This is a genomic window from Sneathiella litorea, assembly GCF_009882915.1.
GTDB lineage: Bacteria > Pseudomonadota > Alphaproteobacteria > Sneathiellales > Sneathiellaceae > Sneathiella > Sneathiella litorea.
On sequence record NZ_WTUW01000009.1, the window covers coordinates 1 to 20,547 of the forward strand.

General features: G+C 53.3%; 19 protein-coding genes. 4 read left to right on the forward strand and 15 right to left on the reverse strand.

The genetic code is table 11. The features are described 5' to 3' along the window. Nucleotides 1–196: 196 nt before the first annotated feature. The 9 genes from GQE98_RS14000 to dctP all read right to left on the reverse strand — a co-directional run bounded on the left by GQE98_RS14000 (nucleotide 197) and on the right by dctP (nucleotide 9,054). The gene (locus GQE98_RS14000; protein ID WP_161316339.1) at nucleotides 197–1,354 is read right to left on the reverse strand and encodes an acyl-CoA dehydrogenase family protein; all 1,158 of its coding nucleotides are present in this window, start codon (nucleotides 1,352–1,354) and stop codon (nucleotides 197–199) included. A gap of 8 nt (nucleotides 1,355–1,362) precedes the next feature. Further along, nucleotides 1,363–2,037, reverse strand: coding sequence for a nitroreductase family protein (locus GQE98_RS14005; RefSeq protein WP_161316340.1), 675 nt, complete (start codon nucleotides 2,035–2,037; stop codon nucleotides 1,363–1,365). Between the two features lie 56 nt (nucleotides 2,038–2,093). After that, on the reverse strand, nucleotides 2,094–2,768 hold the full coding sequence (locus tag GQE98_RS14010; RefSeq protein ID WP_161316341.1) for a nitroreductase: 675 nt from the start codon (nucleotides 2,766–2,768) through the stop codon (nucleotides 2,094–2,096). Nucleotides 2,769–2,870: 102 nt separating this feature from the next. Further along, nucleotides 2,871–3,728, reverse strand: a complete 858-nt coding sequence (locus tag GQE98_RS14015; protein WP_161316342.1) for a MaoC/PaaZ C-terminal domain-containing protein — start codon at nucleotides 3,726–3,728, stop codon at nucleotides 2,871–2,873. A gap of 11 nt (nucleotides 3,729–3,739) precedes the next feature. After that, a complete protein-coding gene (locus GQE98_RS14020) occupies nucleotides 3,740–4,660 on the reverse strand; it encodes an SDR family oxidoreductase (protein WP_202526319.1) in 921 nt (306 codons plus the stop codon). Between the two features lie 148 nt (nucleotides 4,661–4,808). After that, nucleotides 4,809–6,131, reverse strand: a complete 1,323-nt coding sequence (locus GQE98_RS14025; RefSeq protein WP_161316343.1) for a malonyl-CoA decarboxylase — start codon at nucleotides 6,129–6,131, stop codon at nucleotides 4,809–4,811. Between the two features lie 9 nt (nucleotides 6,132–6,140). Next, nucleotides 6,141–7,448, reverse strand: coding sequence for a TRAP transporter large permease (locus GQE98_RS14030; RefSeq protein WP_161316344.1), 1,308 nt, complete (start codon nucleotides 7,446–7,448; stop codon nucleotides 6,141–6,143). A gap of 3 nt (nucleotides 7,449–7,451) precedes the next feature. Beyond that, complete coding sequence (locus tag GQE98_RS14035; protein ID WP_161316345.1) at nucleotides 7,452–7,976, reverse strand: TRAP transporter small permease subunit; 525 nt, start codon at nucleotides 7,974–7,976, stop codon at nucleotides 7,452–7,454. Nucleotides 7,977–8,046: 70 nt separating this feature from the next. Continuing rightward, the gene (gene dctP / locus GQE98_RS14040) at nucleotides 8,047–9,054 is read right to left on the reverse strand and encodes a TRAP transporter substrate-binding protein DctP (protein WP_161317327.1); all 1,008 of its coding nucleotides are present in this window, start codon (nucleotides 9,052–9,054) and stop codon (nucleotides 8,047–8,049) included. A gap of 198 nt (nucleotides 9,055–9,252) precedes the next feature. Between dctP and GQE98_RS14045 the strand changes: the two genes are divergently transcribed. After that, on the forward strand, nucleotides 9,253–9,921 hold the full coding sequence (locus tag GQE98_RS14045) for a GntR family transcriptional regulator (protein WP_161316346.1): 669 nt from the start codon (nucleotides 9,253–9,255) through the stop codon (nucleotides 9,919–9,921). Between the two features lie 20 nt (nucleotides 9,922–9,941). After that, nucleotides 9,942–11,456: a malonate--CoA ligase gene (locus GQE98_RS14050; protein ID WP_161316347.1), complete on the forward strand. Its 1,515-nt coding sequence runs from the start codon at nucleotides 9,942–9,944 to the stop codon at nucleotides 11,454–11,456. A 12-nt stretch (nucleotides 11,457–11,468) separates the two neighbouring features. Here the strand turns inward: GQE98_RS14050 and GQE98_RS18310 are convergent, their stop codons facing one another. Together GQE98_RS18310 and GQE98_RS14060 are read right to left on the reverse strand one after the other, a co-directional pair. Further along, the gene (locus GQE98_RS18310) at nucleotides 11,469–12,104 is read right to left on the reverse strand and encodes a CGNR zinc finger domain-containing protein (protein WP_161316348.1); all 636 of its coding nucleotides are present in this window, start codon (nucleotides 12,102–12,104) and stop codon (nucleotides 11,469–11,471) included. Nucleotides 12,105–12,399: 295 nt separating this feature from the next. Next, on the reverse strand, nucleotides 12,400–13,410 hold the full coding sequence (locus GQE98_RS14060) for a glutathione S-transferase family protein (protein ID WP_161316349.1): 1,011 nt from the start codon (nucleotides 13,408–13,410) through the stop codon (nucleotides 12,400–12,402). Between the two features lie 101 nt (nucleotides 13,411–13,511). Here GQE98_RS14060 and GQE98_RS14065 point away from each other — a divergent pair, with 101 nt between their 5' ends. Beyond that, the gene (locus GQE98_RS14065) at nucleotides 13,512–14,597 is read left to right on the forward strand and encodes a M14 family metallopeptidase (RefSeq protein ID WP_161316350.1); all 1,086 of its coding nucleotides are present in this window, start codon (nucleotides 13,512–13,514) and stop codon (nucleotides 14,595–14,597) included. Beyond that, nucleotides 14,597–15,061 carry a GNAT family N-acetyltransferase gene (locus GQE98_RS14070; protein WP_161316351.1) on the forward strand — a complete coding sequence of 155 codons (465 nt, stop codon included), beginning with the start codon at nucleotides 14,597–14,599 and terminating at the stop codon, nucleotides 15,059–15,061. The genes GQE98_RS14065 and GQE98_RS14070 overlap by 1 nt, the downstream gene beginning before the upstream one ends. A gap of 20 nt (nucleotides 15,062–15,081) precedes the next feature. On the opposite strand, the gene GQE98_RS18315 is transcribed toward GQE98_RS14070, so the two are convergent. The 4 genes from GQE98_RS18315 to GQE98_RS14090 form a co-directional block, all read right to left on the reverse strand. After that, a complete protein-coding gene (locus GQE98_RS18315; protein ID WP_161316352.1) occupies nucleotides 15,082–16,809 on the reverse strand; it encodes a dipeptide ABC transporter ATP-binding protein in 1,728 nt (575 codons plus the stop codon). A gap of 9 nt (nucleotides 16,810–16,818) precedes the next feature. Further along, complete coding sequence (locus GQE98_RS14080) at nucleotides 16,819–17,754, reverse strand: ABC transporter permease (RefSeq protein ID WP_161316353.1); 936 nt, start codon at nucleotides 17,752–17,754, stop codon at nucleotides 16,819–16,821. 9 nt (nucleotides 17,755–17,763) lie between these two features. Continuing rightward, nucleotides 17,764–18,738 (reverse strand): ABC transporter permease, encoded by a 975-nt coding sequence (locus tag GQE98_RS14085; protein WP_161316354.1) that lies wholly within the window; start codon nucleotides 18,736–18,738, stop codon nucleotides 17,764–17,766. A 76-nt stretch (nucleotides 18,739–18,814) separates the two neighbouring features. Beyond that, on the reverse strand, nucleotides 18,815–20,410 hold the full coding sequence (locus GQE98_RS14090; protein WP_161316355.1) for an ABC transporter substrate-binding protein: 1,596 nt from the start codon (nucleotides 20,408–20,410) through the stop codon (nucleotides 18,815–18,817). Nucleotides 20,411–20,547: the final 137 nt, after the last annotated feature.

Below are 20,547 nucleotides of genomic sequence, written 5' to 3' on the forward strand. Positions count from 1 at the left end.
AACCCTCAAACCAGACCCGCCCCGTCGGCGTGACGCGGTTTATAGGACCATCATCCAACCACGTCAACGACTAATTTGAATCTTTTTTGACCTTTTCAATATCTTGTAGGAAGACGCACACAAAGCCCCCAAAAAAGGACCCCGGTTTTGTTCAAATCTCACCGAGGCGTATCATTGATGCGCAGAAGTAGAAACCCTAGTAGGATCGCGGCAACTCCAATTCATGCTCCGCGATAAAAGACAGAATCAGGTTCGTTGAAATTGGTGCGATCTGATAAAGCCGGGTTTCCCGGAATTTACGTTCAACGTCATACTCCTCGGCAAAGCCAAAGCCGCCATGGGTTTGAATACAGGCTTCCCCCGCGGCCCAGGACGCTTCCGAGGCAAGCATCTTCGCCATATTGGCCTCGGCGCCACAGGGTTTCCCCGCGTCATAAAGCCGGCAGGCCTCTTTCACCATCAAGGCGGCCGCACGGGTTTCGGCATGAGCGCGGGCAATCGGGAACTGGATACCCTGATTCTGCCCAATGGGCCGTCCGAAGACGGAACGCTCCCGCGCATAGTCGGACGCCGTCTTGATAAACCAGTCACCATCCCCGATACATTCAGAGGCAATCAAGATCCGCTCCGCGTTCATGCCAGTCAGGATATAGCGAAATCCCTTCCCCTCCTCCCCGATCAGGGCGGATGCGGGAATACGCATGTTATCGAAGAAGACTTCCGTGGTTGCATGATTGATCATGGTGCGGATCGGGCGAATAGTCATGCCGTTGCCCACCACCTCGCGCATATCGACAATAAAGACGGAGAGCCCGTCTGCGCGTTTGGCAACCTTGTCTTTCGCCGTTGTGCGGGCGAGCAGGATCATCAGGTCCGAATATTCCGCGCGGCTCGTCCAGACTTTCTGGCCATTCACCACATATTCATCGCCATCGCGGACGGCCGTGGTCGCGATACTGGTGGTATCGGTTCCGGCCGTGGGCTCGGTTACACCGAAAGCCTGCAGACGTAACTCCCCGGTTGCAATGCCGGGAAGGTATTTTTTCCTCTGTTCCTCAGAGCCATGGCGGAGCAGCGTCCCCATGGTATACATCTGCGCATGACAGGCCGCGCCGTTACAGCCATTGCTGTGAATCTCTTCCAGGATAGCGGACGCCACGCTGAGAGGAAGTCCGGCCCCGCCATATTCCTCCGGAATGAGAGACGCAAGCAACCCCGCCTCGGTCAGGGCCTCGACGAATTCCGTGGGATAGGCGCGCTCCCGATCCTTTTCCCGCCAGTAACTGCCGGGAAAGCCGCCGCAAAGCTGGCGAACCGTTTCACGAACCTGACCAATGATATCCTCATCACTCATAGCGATCTTTACTCCTCAAACCCATGGAGGGTGACAAAATTTTCGAATTCCTCGCGCTCCGAGACGAGTTCGTTAATTACGGCACTCTCATCCTTGTAGCCAAGCGCCATGCCACAAAAGAGCATTTCGTGATCGGCAAGCGAGAGATGTTTCTTCAAGGTCTCCGGCCAGCGGGCCCAGGCTTCCTGCGGACAGGTATCTAGGCCGTATTCCCGCGCCAGCAGCATGATATTCTCCATAAACATACCGACATCCGCATATTGCCCGATTTCCATCTGCCGATGGAGAACGAAAAATATCCCGACCGGCGCATCAAAGAATCGGTAATTGCGCGCCAGTTGCTTGAGCTTGCCCGGTGTATCCGAGCGCGGCACACCAATCAGGTCATAGAGCTGCTGCCCGACCACGCGCCGTCGCGTCTTGTAGGGATCGACGAGTTCCGGCGGGTAGACATTATACTCCGGATCTTCCGTCTCGCCCTTTTGGACTTTTGCCTCGATATCCTCGATCAGTGCCTTCAGCGGTTTCCCGACAAGAACATGGACGGTCCAGGGCTGCAGGTTGCCACCCGATGGGGCCCGTTTCGCGGTCTCAATGATCTCGCGGATTGTCTCTTCCGGAACCGGCTTGTCCAGGAACTGACGGATGGTCATCCGCGATTTTATCGCCTCTGATACTCTCACAAACTTGCTCCTGTCTTCTATGAACACCGGGATATATCCCGGTCGTCGCGGCACTCTCAGTCGAACCCGACGTAGTGTACAACATTTGCTACGTCCTCGCGTTCGCTCACCAACGTATTCTCGATCGCCGTTTTATCCTCATAACCCATGGCCATACCAGACACCAGAACCTGATCATCCGGGATATTCAGATGCTTGTGGATAGGTTCCGGATAGTTGATCCAGGCAGCCTGCGGACAGGTATGCAGCCCCTCCCCCCGCGCTGCGAGCATGACGGTCTGCATATAAAGGCCCGTATCGCTCCAACTACCGCGAAGTAGATAGGAATCGACCGTAAAAAACAGTCCCACCGGCGCATCGAAGAAGGTGAAATTACGCTTTGATTGTTTCGCAGTTCTTTCCCTGTCGCCTTTTTCAATACCCAGCAGGCCGTAAAGCCCCCAACCGACACCACGCCGGCGATCACGGTGAACGTCCTTCCATTTAGCAGGATAATAATCCAGCTCTTCATACCTTTTCGCCTGGCCTTTATCGACCATTTCCAGCACATCGCGAGAAATCGCGTCACGGACGGCACCCGTGCAGACGTAGGTATGCCAGGGCTGCGTGTTGGTACCACTCGGTGCCCGCTGGGACAGTCTCAGGATTCGGTCAATGATTTCCTTCGGAACAGGTTGGTCCGTAAAGGCGCGGATAGATCGGCGGGACTGGATTGCTTCTTCAACATCCATTAGTTCATGTCCTTCATTCTTGTATGACTTTTTAACGCAAAATTAGGGAACGGCAGAATCATTAATATAGATTCTGCCGTTTTCTAGCGCGGTATCGTGCGATCAGGCAATCTTCGCATAGCCATTGTTCAGAACGACGATATCCCGTTCCTTCACCCGGCAGCGGAAGGACGTTACATCCCCGTCATGCCACATCTCGGTGACGATTGTCTCGCCCGGGTAAACCGGGGAGGAAAACCGCAGCCGAAGGGCTTTCAGCTTCGCCGGATCATAACCGCAAGCCTGCTTGACGAGCGCATGGCCCGCCACACCCAATGTGCCAAGCCCATGCAGGATCGGCGCCTTGAAGCCCGCATTTGTCGCCACGCGCGGATCGGCATGCAGCGGATTGAAGTCCCCACTCAGGCGATAGATCAATGCTGCCTGTGGCAGGGTCGGCAGTTCAACCACGCTATCGGGAGCCCGGTCGGGCAATTCATGCGGCTTCGGCGCCTCCACCTTCGGACCGCCGAACCCGCCGTCACCGCGGCAGAAGGTCGTAGACGAGAGTGTCGCAAGCAAGTCACCGCTTGATTTCTCCCGCACTTCGCGGGTGGAGTACATGAGCGCGCCCTTGCCCTCCCCCTTGTCGATGATCTCGGTAATTTTCGTTGTACCGACGACCGTGCCTTCGGCGGGTAGAGGCTTATGAATCTCGATCCCCTGCTCCCCATGCAGCACCTTCACCCAGTCAACGCCGAACTCAGGTTGTTTCAGGAAGAAACCGGGATAGGCGAGTACCACTGCCATCGTCGGCAGGGCCAGCAAATCCTCTTCATAGGTGAAGCGGAGCTGGTCCATATCGAGTGGGTCCATGGAAAGACCGACACCGAGCGCGTAAAGGATGGTGTCCTTTGACGTGTAAGTCTGCTCGATATCCTCAAACTTCCAGTTTATGAGCTTGTCATAATCGATTGTCATGCCGTTGCTCCTTAGACCGGATCCCAGGAGAAAACGTCACCGGAACGTTCCAGCGGCACAAGCGATGATTTAACGGCGGGACCAAAGCGAGCCGCCACTGTCTCGGGCGTCCATCCATCGGAGGTCTGCAGATTGCGGATCGGGCGCGGCTGGCTCATCAGGCAAATCTCGTTATTGCGGACGACGAAAATCTGGCCTGTAACATCAGAAGCCTGATCAGAAAGAAGATATACGGCAAGCGGCGCAATTTTCTCCGGTGTCATCTGCTGGATCTTGGCAACGCGTTCACGTTCCGCATCCGTGCCCTGAGGGATAGTGCCAATCAGGCGCGACCATGCGAATGGAGAAATGCAGTTCGACCGCACATTAAAGCGGGACATATCAAGCGCGATGGAGCGCGACAACCCAACAATACCAAGCTTCGCGGCGGCATAGTTTGCCTGCCCAAAGTTACCAATCAGGCCGGAGGTTGAGGTCATATGAACCATGGACCCGCTCTGCTGTTCCCGGAAATATGGGGCCGCGGCACGGGCAACGTTAAAGCTACCTTTCAGATGGACGGCGATAACCGCATCCCATTCCGCCTCGCTCATCTTATGGAAGATCACGTCGCGCAGAATGCCGGCATTGTTAACAACGCAATCAATGCTACCGAATTCCTTGCGCGCATCCTCGATCATCTGGCCGGCGTCATCGGGGCTTGCAACATTGCCGAAGTTGGCGATGGCTTCTCCGCCTGCGTCAGTGATGGTTTTTACCACTTCCATGGCCGGGATTTGATCCGCGCCGTCGCCCTGCTCGGTACCGCCAAGGTCATTAACCACGACCTTTGCGCCCTGGGATGCACACATAATGGCAATACCCCGGCCGACCCCCCGGCCCGCGCCCGTCACAACGACTACTTTACCTGCAAGCATATTCTGATCCGACATTTCTTTTCCTTTTTGTTTTTTGTTATTCTTTAAGGACCCGTCCGGTTCAATCACGGATCCGTTTCGGAGATTATAAGCATAGCCCCCATGCCGTCGACAAAAAAATGTCTAAGGCATGGAGATCAATATAAATCAGCGCAGGAACGCCTTATTTTTTGCCATTCTTGGCGAGGGATTGCAGCGCAGAGGAGGCAACGACTTTTTGCTCGTTCGCATAGGCCTCGTGGTTTTTCTCAATATCCTTAAGGCTATAATAATAGTTCACAAGTAACCCTGCCGACTGCGCCAAGCCATTGGGGGAACTGTCCCCCATCCAGTTAAGCTGTTCCAGCCGTGCGCCATTGCCAAGGTGAAACCGTGTCACCGGATCGAGGGGGTGCGCGCCCCGCTTCTCGTTGATAAGATAATGGGCACAGAGTTTTTCCAGAGGCTCTTGCACCGCTTCCACCGTTTCAGGTGAATTCAGCCATTCTGGCTCGGCAATTGCCTTTCGCACCGCGTTTATTTCCCTAAAATGCATACCCGCGGCGGCCCCTTTCACACCGGTCAACCATCTCATGAAACCGGGAATCGGCGAGAGAGTAGCAAAATGCTTGAGATTGGGCAGTTCCGCAGAGAGTTCAGCCACCACCTGCTTAATCAGGAAGTTACCGAAACTGATTCCCTTCAACCCATCCTGACAGTTACTGATGGAATAGAAAATGGCCGTATCCGCCTTGGTTGGATCGCCCCGCTCCGTCTCCTGCGACAGAAGCGGCGGTATTGCCGAAGCAAGCCCCTTCACAAGAGCTACCTCAACGAAGATCAAGGGCTCATCGGGCAGTGCCGGGTGGAAAAAGGCAAAGCAGCGACGGTCCTTGTCGAGCCGGCGCCGCAGGTCGTCCCAGCCTTCAATTTCATGCACCGCTTCATATTCAATAAGCTTTTCAAGCACAACCGCCGGCGTACGCCAGTCGATCCGTTGTAGCGACAGAAAGCCGCGGTTGAACCAGGAACTAAGCAGATGCTGCAAATCACCATCGACGGCTTTGAGCTCTGGGTTTGCCTTCAACTGCCCGACCAGGAATTTCCGCATGGCGACAATTGCTGCCGTGCCGCCCGGCGCGAAATTGATCCGCCGCATCAATTCCTGGCGCGGCGCCTCAATTGCAGTACTGAGAGCGGCATAATTTTCCGCACTCCCCTCCTTATGATAAGCCTCCACTGCGGCCTGGATCTTTTTCTGGTCCGGAGCCATTTCCTCATTGAGGAAATGCAGGAAATCGAGTTTATCTTCCTCCTTCAGAGCATTCCAGGCTCCAACCGCGTCCCGTGCAAGCGCCATCCCCGACGCCTCCCCCTTCTGGGTCAGCAGATCGCGGCAAAGCTCCTTAATGCCATGCCCGCGTTTCTTGCCCCCCTTCAAATCGAGTAGTTCACGCCCAGTATCAGCTATGGAGTTAAAGAACTGAGAAACGAAAGTTGGCGCCATATTAATTTTCTATCCCATTATTTTTTCCGGTAACCATGTCGCGATTTCCGGGAAGAAGCACAGCAGAATTATACCGACAATCATGCACAGCATAAACGGCAAGGCCCCTCTCAATATTGTTGGGAGGGAGATTCCCGGTGCAATTCCATTTATAACATACAGATTTAAACCCACCGGTGGTGTGATCAACCCTATTTCCATATTTATGGTCAACACAACCGCAAACCAGTAGGGATCGAAACCCGCATTGATAATAATAGGGAGCAATATTGGCGCCGTCATGACAATGACGGCGACAGGCGGTAAAAAGAATCCAGCGACAAGCAGGAACACGTTGATCATGCCCATCAACACCCATTTATTGACTTCGAGCGCGGCGATATATTCGGCCACCGACTGGGTGATAAACAGGCTGGACAGGGTATAGGCAAACAAGGCGGACGCCCCGATGATCATCAGGATCATAACGCTTTCGCGGGTGGAACTGCTGAGAATTTCCCAGATTTTCTTCGGCTGTATGATCTTGTAGATCACCGCAACTAGAAACAGGCAGAAAAATGCCCCGACGCCCGCCGCCTCAGACGGAGTTGCGACACCGCCATAAAGGACGAACAGAATTCCAACAACAATAGCAAGAAACGGCAACACCCGCGGCAGGATTTCAAATTTCTGCCGCCAGGAGAAAGACCCGATCTTATCCCGGAAATCATAACCGCTGCGCCAGGCATAAAAAATCGCCCAGATCATGAACAGCGTTGTCAGCATCAAGCCAGGCAATACACCCGCGAGAAACAATCGCCCGATGGAGGTTTCCGTCGCAATCCCGTAGACAATCATCGTCACCGAAGGCGGAATCAGGATACCGAGGGTGCCGCCCGCTGCGATAGAGCCGGTAGCAAGGCTGTCAGGATAGCCCCGCTTCTGCATCTCGGGGATACCCATCTTGCCGATGGCCGCGCAGGTCGCGGGAGACGATCCGCTGAGTGCAGCAAAGACTGAACAGGCCCCGATATTGGAAATGATCAGGCCGCCCGGGACGCGCGTCAACCAGCGATCCAAGGCCTCGAACAGATCCTTGCCCGCCGGGGAAGAGGCAACCGCTGCGCCCATCACGATAAACATCGGGATGGAAACCAGCGTAAACTCGCCAATCCCGGCGAAGAAGGTCTCCGCCACCACGCTGAGACTGTCAAACCCCTCGAACAGGATGAGAAACAGGAAGGACACAAAGCCGAGACCAAAAGCGACCGGGATGCCCGTCGCCAGAAGTGCAACAACGGCGATTGCCGCCAGAATACCAATGATAAGAGGATCCATTGTCTAGTCCCTCTCTATACTAGGGTCTGTCGCGAGAACAGGATCGCGATAATCAAAGGCAATCGCCAGAATTTCCGCAACATACTGAAGGCACAGAAGCGCCATGCCGAAGGCCATGGGAAGATAGGGTATCCAGAGCGGCAGCTCCCAGACCGTATCCGTCACCCAGCCACCTTCTATCGCCTCGGCTAACAGCAGATAGGCCTGCCACGCCAGAATAGCGCAAAATACGAGCGCAATCATGGACGCGAAGATCGCCATCAGCTTCTTCGGTCCCGGTGCCAAATAATGCGGGAGAAGGTCGACATTTACATGCCCCTTCGTCAGCAGGACATAAGGCGCCCCCAAAAAGGTCGCCGCCACGATGACGTAAGTGACATACTCAGTTTGCCAGATTGTCGAGGCATTCAGGAAATAGCGCAGGACAACCATCTGGCAGACGACAAAAATCGCGGAGGTGACAAGGAGCGCCGCCGCCACGCCGAACACCTTTGAAAGGGCGTCAACGATTTTCAGGAAAGAAGACATTCGTTTCCCCTTGAGCGTCAAAAAAAGACTCCCGGCGCTTTCAGAAGGCGACCGGGAGTTCACATGGAAATTACTCGACTGCGAGTGCTTTCTTGATCAGCACATCGCCGCCTTTGACATTTTCAGAGAAACTCTTGTAAGAGGTTTCATTGGCAATCGCACGCCATGCTTCTGCCTGCTCCGCCGACATGGAGACAACCTCGACACCGGCATCCTTATAGACTTCGACCAGCTTGTCATCGAGGCCCTTGGCGGCATCAAAGAAATAATCCTCGGCAACCTTACCAGCGGCCATCAGTGCATCCTGCTGTTCCTTGTTCAGCTTATCAAAGCTTTTCTGCGACATCAGGATCGGCTCATACATGAACCAGAGCGCATTTTCGCCGGGCGCGGTCAGGCATTTCACCTGCTCATACAGACGGTAGGAAACAAAGCTGCCGGAGCTTGTATTCGCCGCATCGAGAACGCCAGTCTGCATACCGTTATAAACTTCCGAGCTCGGCATGGAGGCAATAGACGCCCCGGCACCCACCAGCATCTGCTCAAACGCCTTACCGGCTGCGCGAGTTACCTGACCCTTAATTGAGTCGGGCTCCAGAATGCAGTTCTGCTTGGACGCAAAGCCGCCCGCAAGCCAGGCATCAGCCAACACGACTACGCCGGCATCATTAATGATCTTCTTGATATCATCCATGAATGGCGAGGTGTTCAAGCGTTTCGCGTGATCATGGTTCTTGACCAGGCCCGGCATCAATGTCGCGTCGAATTCAGGGTGGCGGCCGGCGGCATAGGACAGCGGGAAGGCCGAAATATCAAGCTGACCCTTGGTCATCGCTCCCCATTGTTCTTTCGCCTTGTACAGGCTCTGGCCCGGATAAACCTTGATATCCAGCCCCACGTCCGCCTTGCCGACTTCTTTTGCGATAATCTGGACCATTTCATCGCGCACATCACCCTTGCCGCCCGGCCACTGATGAGACGCCTTCAATGTTTCAGCCGCAGCCGGCATCGCCGTAAGGGCTCCCACGCCCATTGTCATCGCAACCGCGACAGACGCACTCATCAATCCTTTTGACATCATTTTCATATTACATCTCCCCTTATGCAGGGCGGTTTTCGCCCCAATTTTTAAGTCTTACCTCCAGCAAGAACCAAACGTAAATCTGACTTGCTTTCAGGTAGTGTATGTGAGAATCAAATTCTTGTATACAAAAAATCATTTCATGCAGGGACGTAAAGTGATACATTCCCTTTAATCAAAAAATGGACAGTTTATATGGCGACCTCTCGTGCAAATGAAATCCTTCCTGTGCTTGAACAGGACATCGTGACCGGCAAGTTGACGCCCGGCACACGACTGGATGAAACGGTCCTCGCCGAAAAATTCGGCGTTTCCCGCACCCCGATACGGGAGGCGTTGAACCGGTTATCCACCTCCGGCCTTGTTGAGATCAGGCCGCGCCGTGGTGCGATTGTCGCCGCCATATCCGTGCAAGACCTGATGAATATGTTCGAGGTAATGGCTGATCTGGAGGCGCTTTGTGCCCGTCTGGCTGCGCGACGGATTACCCCGGCTGAAAAGGAAGCGTTACGCGCCGCCCATGTCGACTGTCATGCCTTATCGGGCACTGAAAATTTTGATGAATATTACGTCCTTAATCTGCGACTTCATGACTTACTCTATAAAGCCAGCCATAATAGCTTTTTGGAAAAGCAGGTATGCGAGTTGAGGCGGCGCCTGTCCCCTCACCGCCGGCTACAGGTGCGTATACCGGGCCGTATTCTCGCCTCCTCAAACGAACATGGCGCGTTAGTCAAAGCTGTCATTGATGGTGATGCCGCTCTTGCAGAGAAGCTGACGCGCAATCACGTCGCCATACAGGGCGAGCGGTTCACCGATTTTCTTGCCACACTTCCCTCCCATTACCTGCAGGCCTCTGCCTGATACCAATTGAACGAGTGACCATGACCAACAAAAATCTCTACAGCCTGTTTGAAAACCGGTTTCCTGCAAATATGGATGAAATCGCGTTTGAAGGGCCAGACATCAGGTCCTATAGCTTCAAGGATATTTCCGATGGCGCGGCGCGCATTGCCAATCTTCTGACGCAAACCGGTGCCGTACCTGGAGACCGGGTTGCCGTTCAGGTCGAGAAATCGGTCGAGGCCGTTATTCTCTACCTCGCCTGCCTTCGGGCGGGCCTTGCCTACCTGCCGCTGAATACAGCGTATAAATCGGCGGAGATTGAATATTTCATTACCGATTCCGAACCGGCAATTGTTGTCTGCGCCCCCGCCGACCTGACCGAGATTAGCGCAATTACCAGCAAGGCAGGCGGGAAAAAGGTATTCACGCTCGACGCAACAGGCAATGGCAGCCTGATGGAGGAGGCCACGGCGCATTCCAATAATTTCGAAACCATAGAGCGCACCGGCGACGACCTCGCGGCAATCCTCTATACCTCGGGAACGACGGGCCGGTCGAAAGGTGCCATGCTGACCCATGAGAATCTCGGCTCCAACGGCAAGACCCTGAAAAACTACTGGCAATTCCAATCAACGGATGTCCTGCTTCATTCTCTACCGATTTTTCATGTGCATGGGCTTTTCGTTGCCCTGCATTGCGCCCTTCTGAGCGGGGCCAAGATAATCTTCCTTAAAAAATTCGACCCCGCCCAGGTTCTGGAAAACCTGCCGAAGTCGACTGTCTTCATGGGGGTACCGACCCTATATGTCCGCCTTTTGAATGAACCCGGCTTTACCAAAGACGTTTGCCGCAACATGCGCCTCTTTACGGCGGGCTCTGCCCCGCTCCTGACGGAAACGTTCAATGCCTTCAGGGACCGGACAGGCCATGCTATTCTGGAACGATACGGCATGACCGAAGCGGGCATGATCACCTCCAACCCCTATGAGGGAGAGCGCAAGGCAGGCACTGTCGGCTTCCCGCTGGATAACGAGGTGCGTATTACCGATGACGATGGAAATGTCGTGAAAGACGGCGATATCGGTATTCTTGAAATCAAGGGCCCGAATGTCTTTAAGGGGTACTGGCGGATGCCAGAAAAGACGGCCGCGGAGTTCCGTGCGGATGGATACTTTATCACTGGCGATATGACCCAAAAAGGCGAAGATGGCTATTACCGTATCGTTGGCCGGTCGAAGGATCTGATTATCTCTGGCGGTTACAACGTCTATCCGAAGGAGATTGAGAGTTTTATTGACGAGATGCCGGGGGTCGAGGAAAGTGCCGTCGTCGGTCGCCCGCATCCGGATTTCGGCGAGGCCGTGGTCGCCTTCGTTGTGCCGGACGATAGCGCCCAGAAGCTGACCGAGCAGGATGTTATCGCCTATATCAAGGAAAAACTGGCCAATTTCAAAGTCCCGAAACAGGTCTTTATTGTCGACAGCCTGCCGCGCAATACCATGGGGAAAGTTCAGAAAAACCAGCTTCGCGATCGCGCCGCAGCCGGGCAGTAACTTCGCGGAAAACTACGCCTCCTGGCGCTTCAGATAGGCATTGACCTTGGCCCGGTTGCCGCAGGTAGACATGGAGCACCAGCGGCGCCGGCCGTTGCGCGACTGGTTGACGAAATAAAGATCGCAATCATCACTGGCGCAGGCGCGCGTTTTTTCAATATGCTCTGAGGTGAGGTAGTCCGCAATGTCATGGATGATTGGAAACATCAACTTTTCCGGGCCGTTTTCATCGATAATCGTTCTCAGTTCCATGCCCTCCGCAGAGGGGATGACCTTATGATAGCTTTTAAAGCCCGCCAAACGACCATTGATATCCTCTAGAAAGTCGAGACTGACAGGCCATCCCTGCTCAACCTCCATCAGGACATTCCGGAAAGAATTGCGCAGTTCAACAAGCGTATCGACGACCTTTTCACACCGACCCGGATTTTGAAAATGAAACATATGCAGGTCGGAAGCTTCGTCTTCATGCAATAAAGAGTGGGATTTCATGAAAATCAGTAAATCATCAAAATTACTGAGGCCCTCCTTCTCACGCCCGACCCGCTTGTAACTATTGGCAAAATCAATGGCGAGCCGTCCTCCAAGGGTATAAAAACCCTCCTTATTTACAACTCCAGATTTTATAAGAGCGTCAATCCGTGCCACAAAAAATCCCCGTCACTTCCTCAAATTCTGTAACAAAAAAATAATATACCAATATTTGATAGTATACTAGTTTATCTGTCGTCAATAGTTAACTAGGCCAAAATAAGGTGCTAAAGTAGAAAATTAACAAAAATAATCAAGATATTATTTTAATTATATTTTTCTCAATTAAAGTGAGGCAACAAAAAAAATGATGCAGTCAAAATATCTATCATTTTTACTTATGAAAATGCCATGCCTATAGCGGTAACCTTATTGTAAAAATCCGGCAAAAATGTGTTCAGACAATATATTTCTATGAAGAAGGCGTAAGCAACGGTTGCAAACAACGACAATCACGTAAAATCTTCTCAAGTTCCTGCCGATCCTCTATTACCGCGAGCCTCGATCTGAGAGCCTGAAGCGATTTAGCCGCATATTTAACAGTTTGCTGGCCAAAATCCTGTTGCATCAATTGAAGGGAAAATGCCTCCTCCCCGGCCTGGACAGCGGCCTCATTCGCCAAACTCCAGGGTAAATAGATATCCCCGATCTGCGCCCTGATCAATGGCTCCAGTGTTGGCGCAAGGGTTGGCCAGTCTTCCCAGTTTCCGCCCCCGACCGGGTCCAGCATCCGGTCAATCCAGTCCGTAATTTCGGGAAAACCCTGTTGCAGGATAGCCGCCGTGGTGGGCTGTTGCAGACAGCCGTATATTTGCGCAAATAACCCAAAATCTGCAAGCGCCGGCCGGCCCCCAAACAGGTATTTCCGTGATTTCAGATGCGCCCCCAACAAAGTCAGCAGGCTATCGAGAGACGCCTCGATCACATCCTTGGTTTTCTCGTTCGATCCGACGAAACGAAGCCGCGGCACCATGCGGGTGCGAATTGAGTCGGCGAGTTGATCAAGCGCTTCGCGGTCGCCCCTGGGGTTGTTAGCCTGTGCAAGACCGTTGCTGACTGCCTCCTGATCCTCAGAGCGCCACCAACGATAATGAAACATCGGCTTGTTGACCCATTCATCCCCATAATCCTCAATCAGGCAGGAGAGAAAGGCGAGCGTTTCTGAGGGAGGCTGGAGTGCAGGGTCGGTATATTTTTCTTCAAACGTCTCAATAATCGGGGTGGAATCCTGCCAGACCGTCTCGTCCGGGCCAAGGACGAGTGGAATCAGTGGCAGCTTGGCATATTTCTTAAACTCCGCCATCGTATCGATAGTGCGCGGTCGCCATTCGTGCGGGATATTTTTGTAGCGAAAATAGGACCGGACCTTGACGGAGAAAGGGGAATATTCCGACCCGAAGAGGACATACTGTTGATCCGACATATTATTTCCTTTTTATTGGTCTTTCCGCCCCTCAAAATGTCGCGCGACGGCCCTTATGTTTGTTATAACAATTGAAATGATCAAAAGGGAAGCTTGTCGATATGAATATACCGGATTTTTTCTCCGCCACCTACTCAGAGGCCCGCACCAGATTTCTGGAATCCTGCATGGATTCCGGTTTGCAGGTAGAAAATCATCTCAATGACCGGGCGAAAGGCGCAGAGGGTGAAGATCTCTATATGGATGTCGCGAGGATTGGCCCCGAAGATGCCTCCAAGGTCCTGATCATTTCCTCCGCGACCCATGGCGGAGAGGGTTTCTGCGGGTCCGGTGTACAGGCCGGGATGTTGAAGACCGAAATGTTCAAGGAATTGCCGGAGGATACGGCTGTGGTCCTGATCCATGCCATAAACCCCTATGGCTTTTCCCATATCCGGCGCGTCAATGAGGATAATATCGACCTCAACCGCAACTTCCTGAATTTCGCGGACGGACTGCCGGAGAATCCCGAATATGCGGAGGTTCACCCCTATCTCGTTCCCGATGATTGGGACGGCCCGGCCCGCGCTGCTGCGGATGCCGCCATTCAGGAGTATATCGAAAAGAAGGGCATCGCGACCTATCAGGCCGCCGTTACAGGCGGGCAGCATATTCACGCGGATGGCCTCTTTTTCGGCGGCTTTGAACCATCCTGGACCAACAAGACACTCCGCGCCGTGGTGAAAAAACATGCGGGTAACGCGCGCCATCTTGCGCTTCTCGATTTTCATACCGGCCTTGGCCCTTACGGCCATGGGGAGCTCATCTATGTGGGTAATCCCGCAGGGTTGCCGCGCGCCCTTAACTGGTATGGCGACGACGTCACCTCTCCTGAAGCCGGCACATCAAGCTCGGCCATTGTTCGGGGCACAATTGACAGCGGGGTCTGCGAAAGTGCTCCGAACGCCAGTCATACCTGCGTTGCTATCGAGTATGGGACCATCCCGGTACTGGAAGTATTGAACGCCCTTCGGGCTGATAACTGGCTATATCTCAAGGGTGATCTGGATTCTGAGCAGGGCAAGTCGATCAAGAAGCAGGTCCGCGACGCCTTTTATTGTGATGCGGATGACTGGAAAAACATGATCTGGGAACGCGGCACTTCTGTTGTCAAAATGGCCTTGAATGGGCTGGAAAAAGAGAACTGATGCCGGCACTTTTCATTACGCGCGATGATGTTCGCTCAAATGAAATCATCGCGCTTCTCGACGCTCATTTGACGCTGATGCGCTCCCTCTCCCCTCCGGAAAGTGTGCACGCCCTCGACCTCGAAGGACTGCGTGGACCAGATATCACCTTTTGGCGGGCGGAAATGGCGGGTGAACTGGTCGGTTGTGGTGCATTGAAGGAACTGAATAACACTGCCGGCGAAATAAAATCCATGCATACCGCTGCCGCGCACCGGGGAAAAGGGATTGCTGCCGCCCTCCTGCGCTACGTGATGACAACGGCGCGCGAGAGGGGATATCAGCAACTCTTCCTTGAGACGGGATCACAACCCGGCTTTGAACCGGCGCGCCTGCTATATAAACAGTTTGGTTTCTCGGTATGCCCGCCCTTCGCCGGATATGTGTTGGATCCGAACAGCGTTTTCATGACAATCGATCTGTGATCATTGCCTGAAACAACGCGTTAGGCTCCCTCAACTTCCAGTCCTTCATGCGACAGCTTATCTAGGCGGGGCATCAGGTCCAGGAGTTCGCGCGTGTAGGCCGCTGTCGGTTTCTCAAAAAGATCCTCGGTCGCGGAGACTTCTAAGAGCTTCCCCTGCTTCATCACCCCGACCCTGTCACACATCTGGCGAATGACAGGCAGGTCATGGCTGATAAACAGCATGGTTAGACCTAATTCTTCCTGCAAATCCTTGAGAAGGTTGAGGATTTGTGCCTGAATGGAGACATCAAGCGCCGATGTTGGCTCATCACAGATCAGGAACCGTGGCCGTGTTGCAAGCGCCCGGGCGATAGAGATACGCTGGCGCTGACCGCCGGAAAATTCATGCGGAAACCGGACGGACGCCTGCGCCCCAAGACCGACATGATCTAGGAGGTCGTTGACGATTTGCTCCACCTCCTGATTAGAGGACGCGAGTTGGTGAAAGCGGATCGGTTCCGCGATGATGTCCATTACCCGCATCCGCCCATTGAGAGAGGAGAACGGATCCTGAAAAATCATCTGCATCTGACGGCGGAAAAAGTCCCGTTCATTCTCAGACCTGATTTTGGTGAGATCGGTGCCAGAGAAATTCACCTCTCCGGCCGCCGGCTTATAAAGGCTGCACACCATCCGTGCGACCGTTGATTTTCCGCTTCCGCTCTCGCCCACAAGACCGAAAACCTCGCCCTCGTTGATATCAAAAGAGACACCATCCACCGCGTTGAAGGTACTTCTATTACGTTTGAAAAAGGCTGGCTTGGTAACGAAAGTCATTACCAGGTCTTTCAGGCTGAGAAGCGGTCCATCCACCGCCTCGAAATCCCGGTGGCGCCCAAGCCAGTGGGTGGAAAGGTCGATATTCCGCGACCGCTCACCCTCTGCCTCGATGTAATTCACCATGGGAAACCGCCTTAGGCGGATATCCGGGCGCGGGACCGCACTGATCAGGCTTTGTGTGTAGGGATGATCAGGATCGCCAAGAATTTTCGCTGTTGTTCCCTCTTCCACCACCTTGCCGCGATACATCACCGCAACGCGATCCGTAATGTCCGCAATCACGCCCATATCATGGGTAATGATGATCATGCCAACCTGCTTGTCCTTGCAGAGGCGGCGCATAAGCTCAAGAATCTGTGCCTGTATCGACACATCTAGAGCGGTCGTCGGCTCATCGGCGATGATTACTTCCGGCTCTGCACAGAGCGCAAGCGCGATGACAACCCGCTGGCGCATACCGCCGGAAAACTGGTGCGGATAGTTCTTGATCCGGTTCTCCGGATCCGGAATACCAACCTGCCGAAGGAGATCAACGGCCCGTTCCTGCGACTTCTTCTCGCCAAGCTTGAGATGAAGATCAATGGTCTCCACAAGCTGCTGCTCAATCGTTTGCAACGGATCAAGAGAGGTAAGCGGGTCCTGGAAAATCATGCCGATGCGACGGCCACGAATTTTCCGCTTGGCTTCCGGGTTCAGGGTATCGATCTGCTCCGATTTCAGGAGCACATGTCCCGCCGTCATCTCTCCCGGCGGTTCCAGCAGACCAATCACCGCATTGCCAATGGTTGACTTGCCTGCGCCGGATTCCCCGACGACGCCCAGAACCTCGCCCGGCTGCACGGACAGGCTGACATCATCAACGGCGACAACCGTGCCATGACGGCTCGGAAACTCGATACGCAGATTATTGATATTGAGTAAGTCCATGATACCGTCCTAGCGCAACTTTGGATTAAGGGCGTCGCGCATCCAGTCGCCCAACAGGTTTACAGCAAGCACCAGCACCACAAGAGTGATGCCTGGGAATATCGTGATCCACCAATCGCCAGAAAAGAGATATTCATTACCGATCCGGATCAATGTGCCAAGCGATGGCGTCGTCGGCGGAACACCCACCCCAAGGAAGGAGAGCGTCGCCTCAGTAATAATCGCGATGGCAAGATGAATGGTCGCAATCACCATTACCGGCCCCATCACGTTGGGAAGGATATGGCGGCGCAGGATCGTCAGGGGCCGAATACCGATAACGCGGGCGGCCTGCACATATTCCTTGTTTTTCTCCACCAGCGTCGAACCGCGCACCGTCCGCGCGTATTGCACCCAGCCGGAAATACCGATGGCGAAAATCAACACATAAATGGAAATATCCGTATGCAGTTCCGACGGCAAAACCCCGCGCGCCACACCGTCGACGAGGAGGGCGATCAGGATTGCCGGAAAGGACAGCTGGATATCCGCGATCCGCATGATGAGAGCATCTGTGCGGCCGCCCGCATACCCACTTATCAGGCCAAGAGCGATGCCAACTACCATTGAGAAGATCACCGAGAAAAAGCCAACGATCAGTGAAATACGGGCACCATAGAGAATGGTCGACAAAACACCCCTGCCCTGGTCATCGGTGCCGAGCAGGAACCGGCTATCTCCGGCTGACTCCCAAGCTGGTGGCAAGTTCCCGTCCATAATACTGATAGACGCGAGATCGAAGGGATTGTTGGGCGCGATCCAGGGCGCAAATATAGCGGCCAGGATCATACCAATGGTTACAATTGCGGATATAATGGCAACTGGGCTTCGCATAAAGCTGTACCAGACATCGCTGCCAAAAAATCGCTGAAGCCGGGTCTTCGTGGCGGGTGTTACCTGTTCCATCGCCATCCCCTACACCGAACTATCTGCCCGCAAACGCGGATCGACTGCATAATAAAGAATATCTACTATCATATTGATTACAACAAAGAAAAACGCGATCAGAACCAGATAGGCCGCCATAATCGGTATATCCACATCCGAAATCGCCTGAATAAATAACAGGCCCATACCTGGCCATTGAAAGACACTTTCGGTAATAATCGCAAAAGCGATCAGCGCGCCGAGTTGCAACCCGGTAATGGTGATCACCGGCACAAGCGTGTTTTTCAGCGCATGCTTGAAATGCACTGACCGGTCAGGCAGGCCGCGAGCCCGCGCAAACTTGATGAAATCGGTGCGCAACACTTCCAGCATTTCAGCCCGTACGAGGCGCATGATAAGGGTCATCTGAAAGAGCGCCAGCGTAATTGACGGAAGAATAAGAGACTTGATACCGGAAAGTGTCAAAAAGCCTGTTGTCCACCAGCCCAGGGCCACCACGTCACCGCGCCCGAAGGTCGGCAACCACCGTAACATCACCCCGAAAAACAAAATCAGAAGAATACCAATAAGGAAGGTCGGCAGGGACACGCCAATAAGGGATAACGTCATTATCCCCTTTGAAAGCAGCCCCTTTCCCTTAAGCGCCGTGTAGACCCCCAAGGGAATACCGACAACTAGCGTGAGAATGGCTGCGACAAGCGAAAGCTCTAATGTGGCGGATAGCCGTTCCAGGATAAGACTGCTGACGGGTTGCCGATATTTATAGGAAATACCGAAATTCCCCTCGGCCGCATTCAGCGCGAAACGACCAAACTGTACAAGAAAGGGATCATTTAACCCCAATTGTTCGGTAAGGGCCGCACGGTCCGCCTGACTGGTATCCTGCCCCACCATATTATTGATGGGATCCCCAATAAATCGAAACATGGAAAAAGCGATCAACGCGACGGTCAACATAACGATGACTGATTGTACGAGCCGCTTAAAAATAAATGAAATCATATTATATCGCGGTTAAAGGTCTAAAAGAAAAATGGGGGTCCCCTATAATTGATATGAGGGACCCCCGTAAACCGTTTTATTCGTTGATCACGACATAGCGATAATCGAGACCATTATCAGCACGCTGATTAACCGTAACCCGGTCACTCACACCCCAGGAAAGAGGCTGCTGGTGAATGGGCATATAACCAACGTCATCCTTAACAATCTTGAAGGCTTCCGCAATCATTGCATTGCGTTTTGCCTGGTCGGTTTCACTACCGATCGCCGCGGTGAGTTCATCCACCTTCGGGTTACAGTAATTACCAAGATTGAACATGCCTTTCTTGGCGTCTGCATTCTGGCAGACGATCAGAGAGGAAAGAACATTTTCCGCGTCCATGGAACCCGGAGTCCAGCCAAGAAGATAAAAACTGGTGTCATAACCGCTGGTCGCGAGAACCTTACCGAAATATTTCGATTTCGGCTGGGCCAGGAGATCGACCTTTACACCAACTTTCGCCAGCATTGACGTCACGGCCTGACAAATCTTCTCATCATTGACATACCGGTTGTTTGGGCAATCAAGTGTCACTTCGAACCCATCAGGATATCCGGCTTCGGCGAGCAATGCCTTGGACTTTTCCGGATCATACGCATATGGAGAATTCAAAGATTCAACAAATCCGTTGACTTGCGGTGCCGCCAACAGACCGGTCGGCGTTGCCGCGCCGCGCATGATTTTTTCCTTGATGGCATCAAGATTGATGGCATGAACAAATGCAGCCCGGACACGCTGGTCCTTGAACGGGTTCTTGCCCTTGATGTTGGAGTAAAGCAGCTCATCGCGGCCCTGGTCGAAGCCGATGAAGATTGTCCGTGCTTCCGGGCCTGTCAGGGCCTTTACACCTTTAGCATTATCCAGACGTTCCCAGTCCTGCACCGGTACCGGATATACCATATCGAGCTCACCGGAGATCAGGGCAGCAACACGTGTCGGAGCTTCCTTAATCGGGGTGAAGATAACTTCGCTGACATTTGTCGGAATGTCTTTCCAGTAATTCTCGTTCCGCACCAGGACCGATTTTATGTCTGCTTCATGACTTTTGATCTTGAAGGGGCCCGTGCCGTTGGCATGCAGGTTGGCATAGTTGCCGGCATTATCACCGGCCGCACTTGTCGAGGAGGTTGTGCCATGCTCTTCCGACCATTCCTTGTCCATAATGAACAGGTACGGCAGATCCTGAACCAAAATCGGGTTCGGTGCTGGCGTTTCCATGACAATCGTGTGATCATCCACCTTGGTGATGCTCTTGATCATGCTGTTGCGGACTTTCTGGTCCGACCCATCGCGACCGGCCCGCTCCCAGGAGAAAATCACGTCATCCGCTGTGAAATCCTGTCCTCCATGGAATTTAACGCCCTTGCGCAACTTGAATTCCCAAGTCGTCGGGGTCAGAATCTTCCAGGATTCAGCAAGACCCGGAACGATTTGCATATTTGGATCATAAAGCGCGAGTCCTTCATAAACATTGCCGAGCGTGCCCAGCAAGAAGGATTCATTCAGTGAATGCGGATCAAGAGAGCTTAAATCTCCCTGAAACGCAAATTTAAAGGTTTTTGCCTGCACCGGTGACGTCGCCGCGAGGGCGACAGCCGCAACTGCAGCAAATAGTCCTGTCCTTAGTTTCATGATAACTCCCTAATTTTGCTACCTAGTCTTTAATAGCCGCTCATACAGAGCGTTTTCACCGTGTATGCGATCCTTTTCGCCACGGATGCTGACACTGAGATTAGCGAATAGCGCAACCCCTGTCCATTGCATTTGAA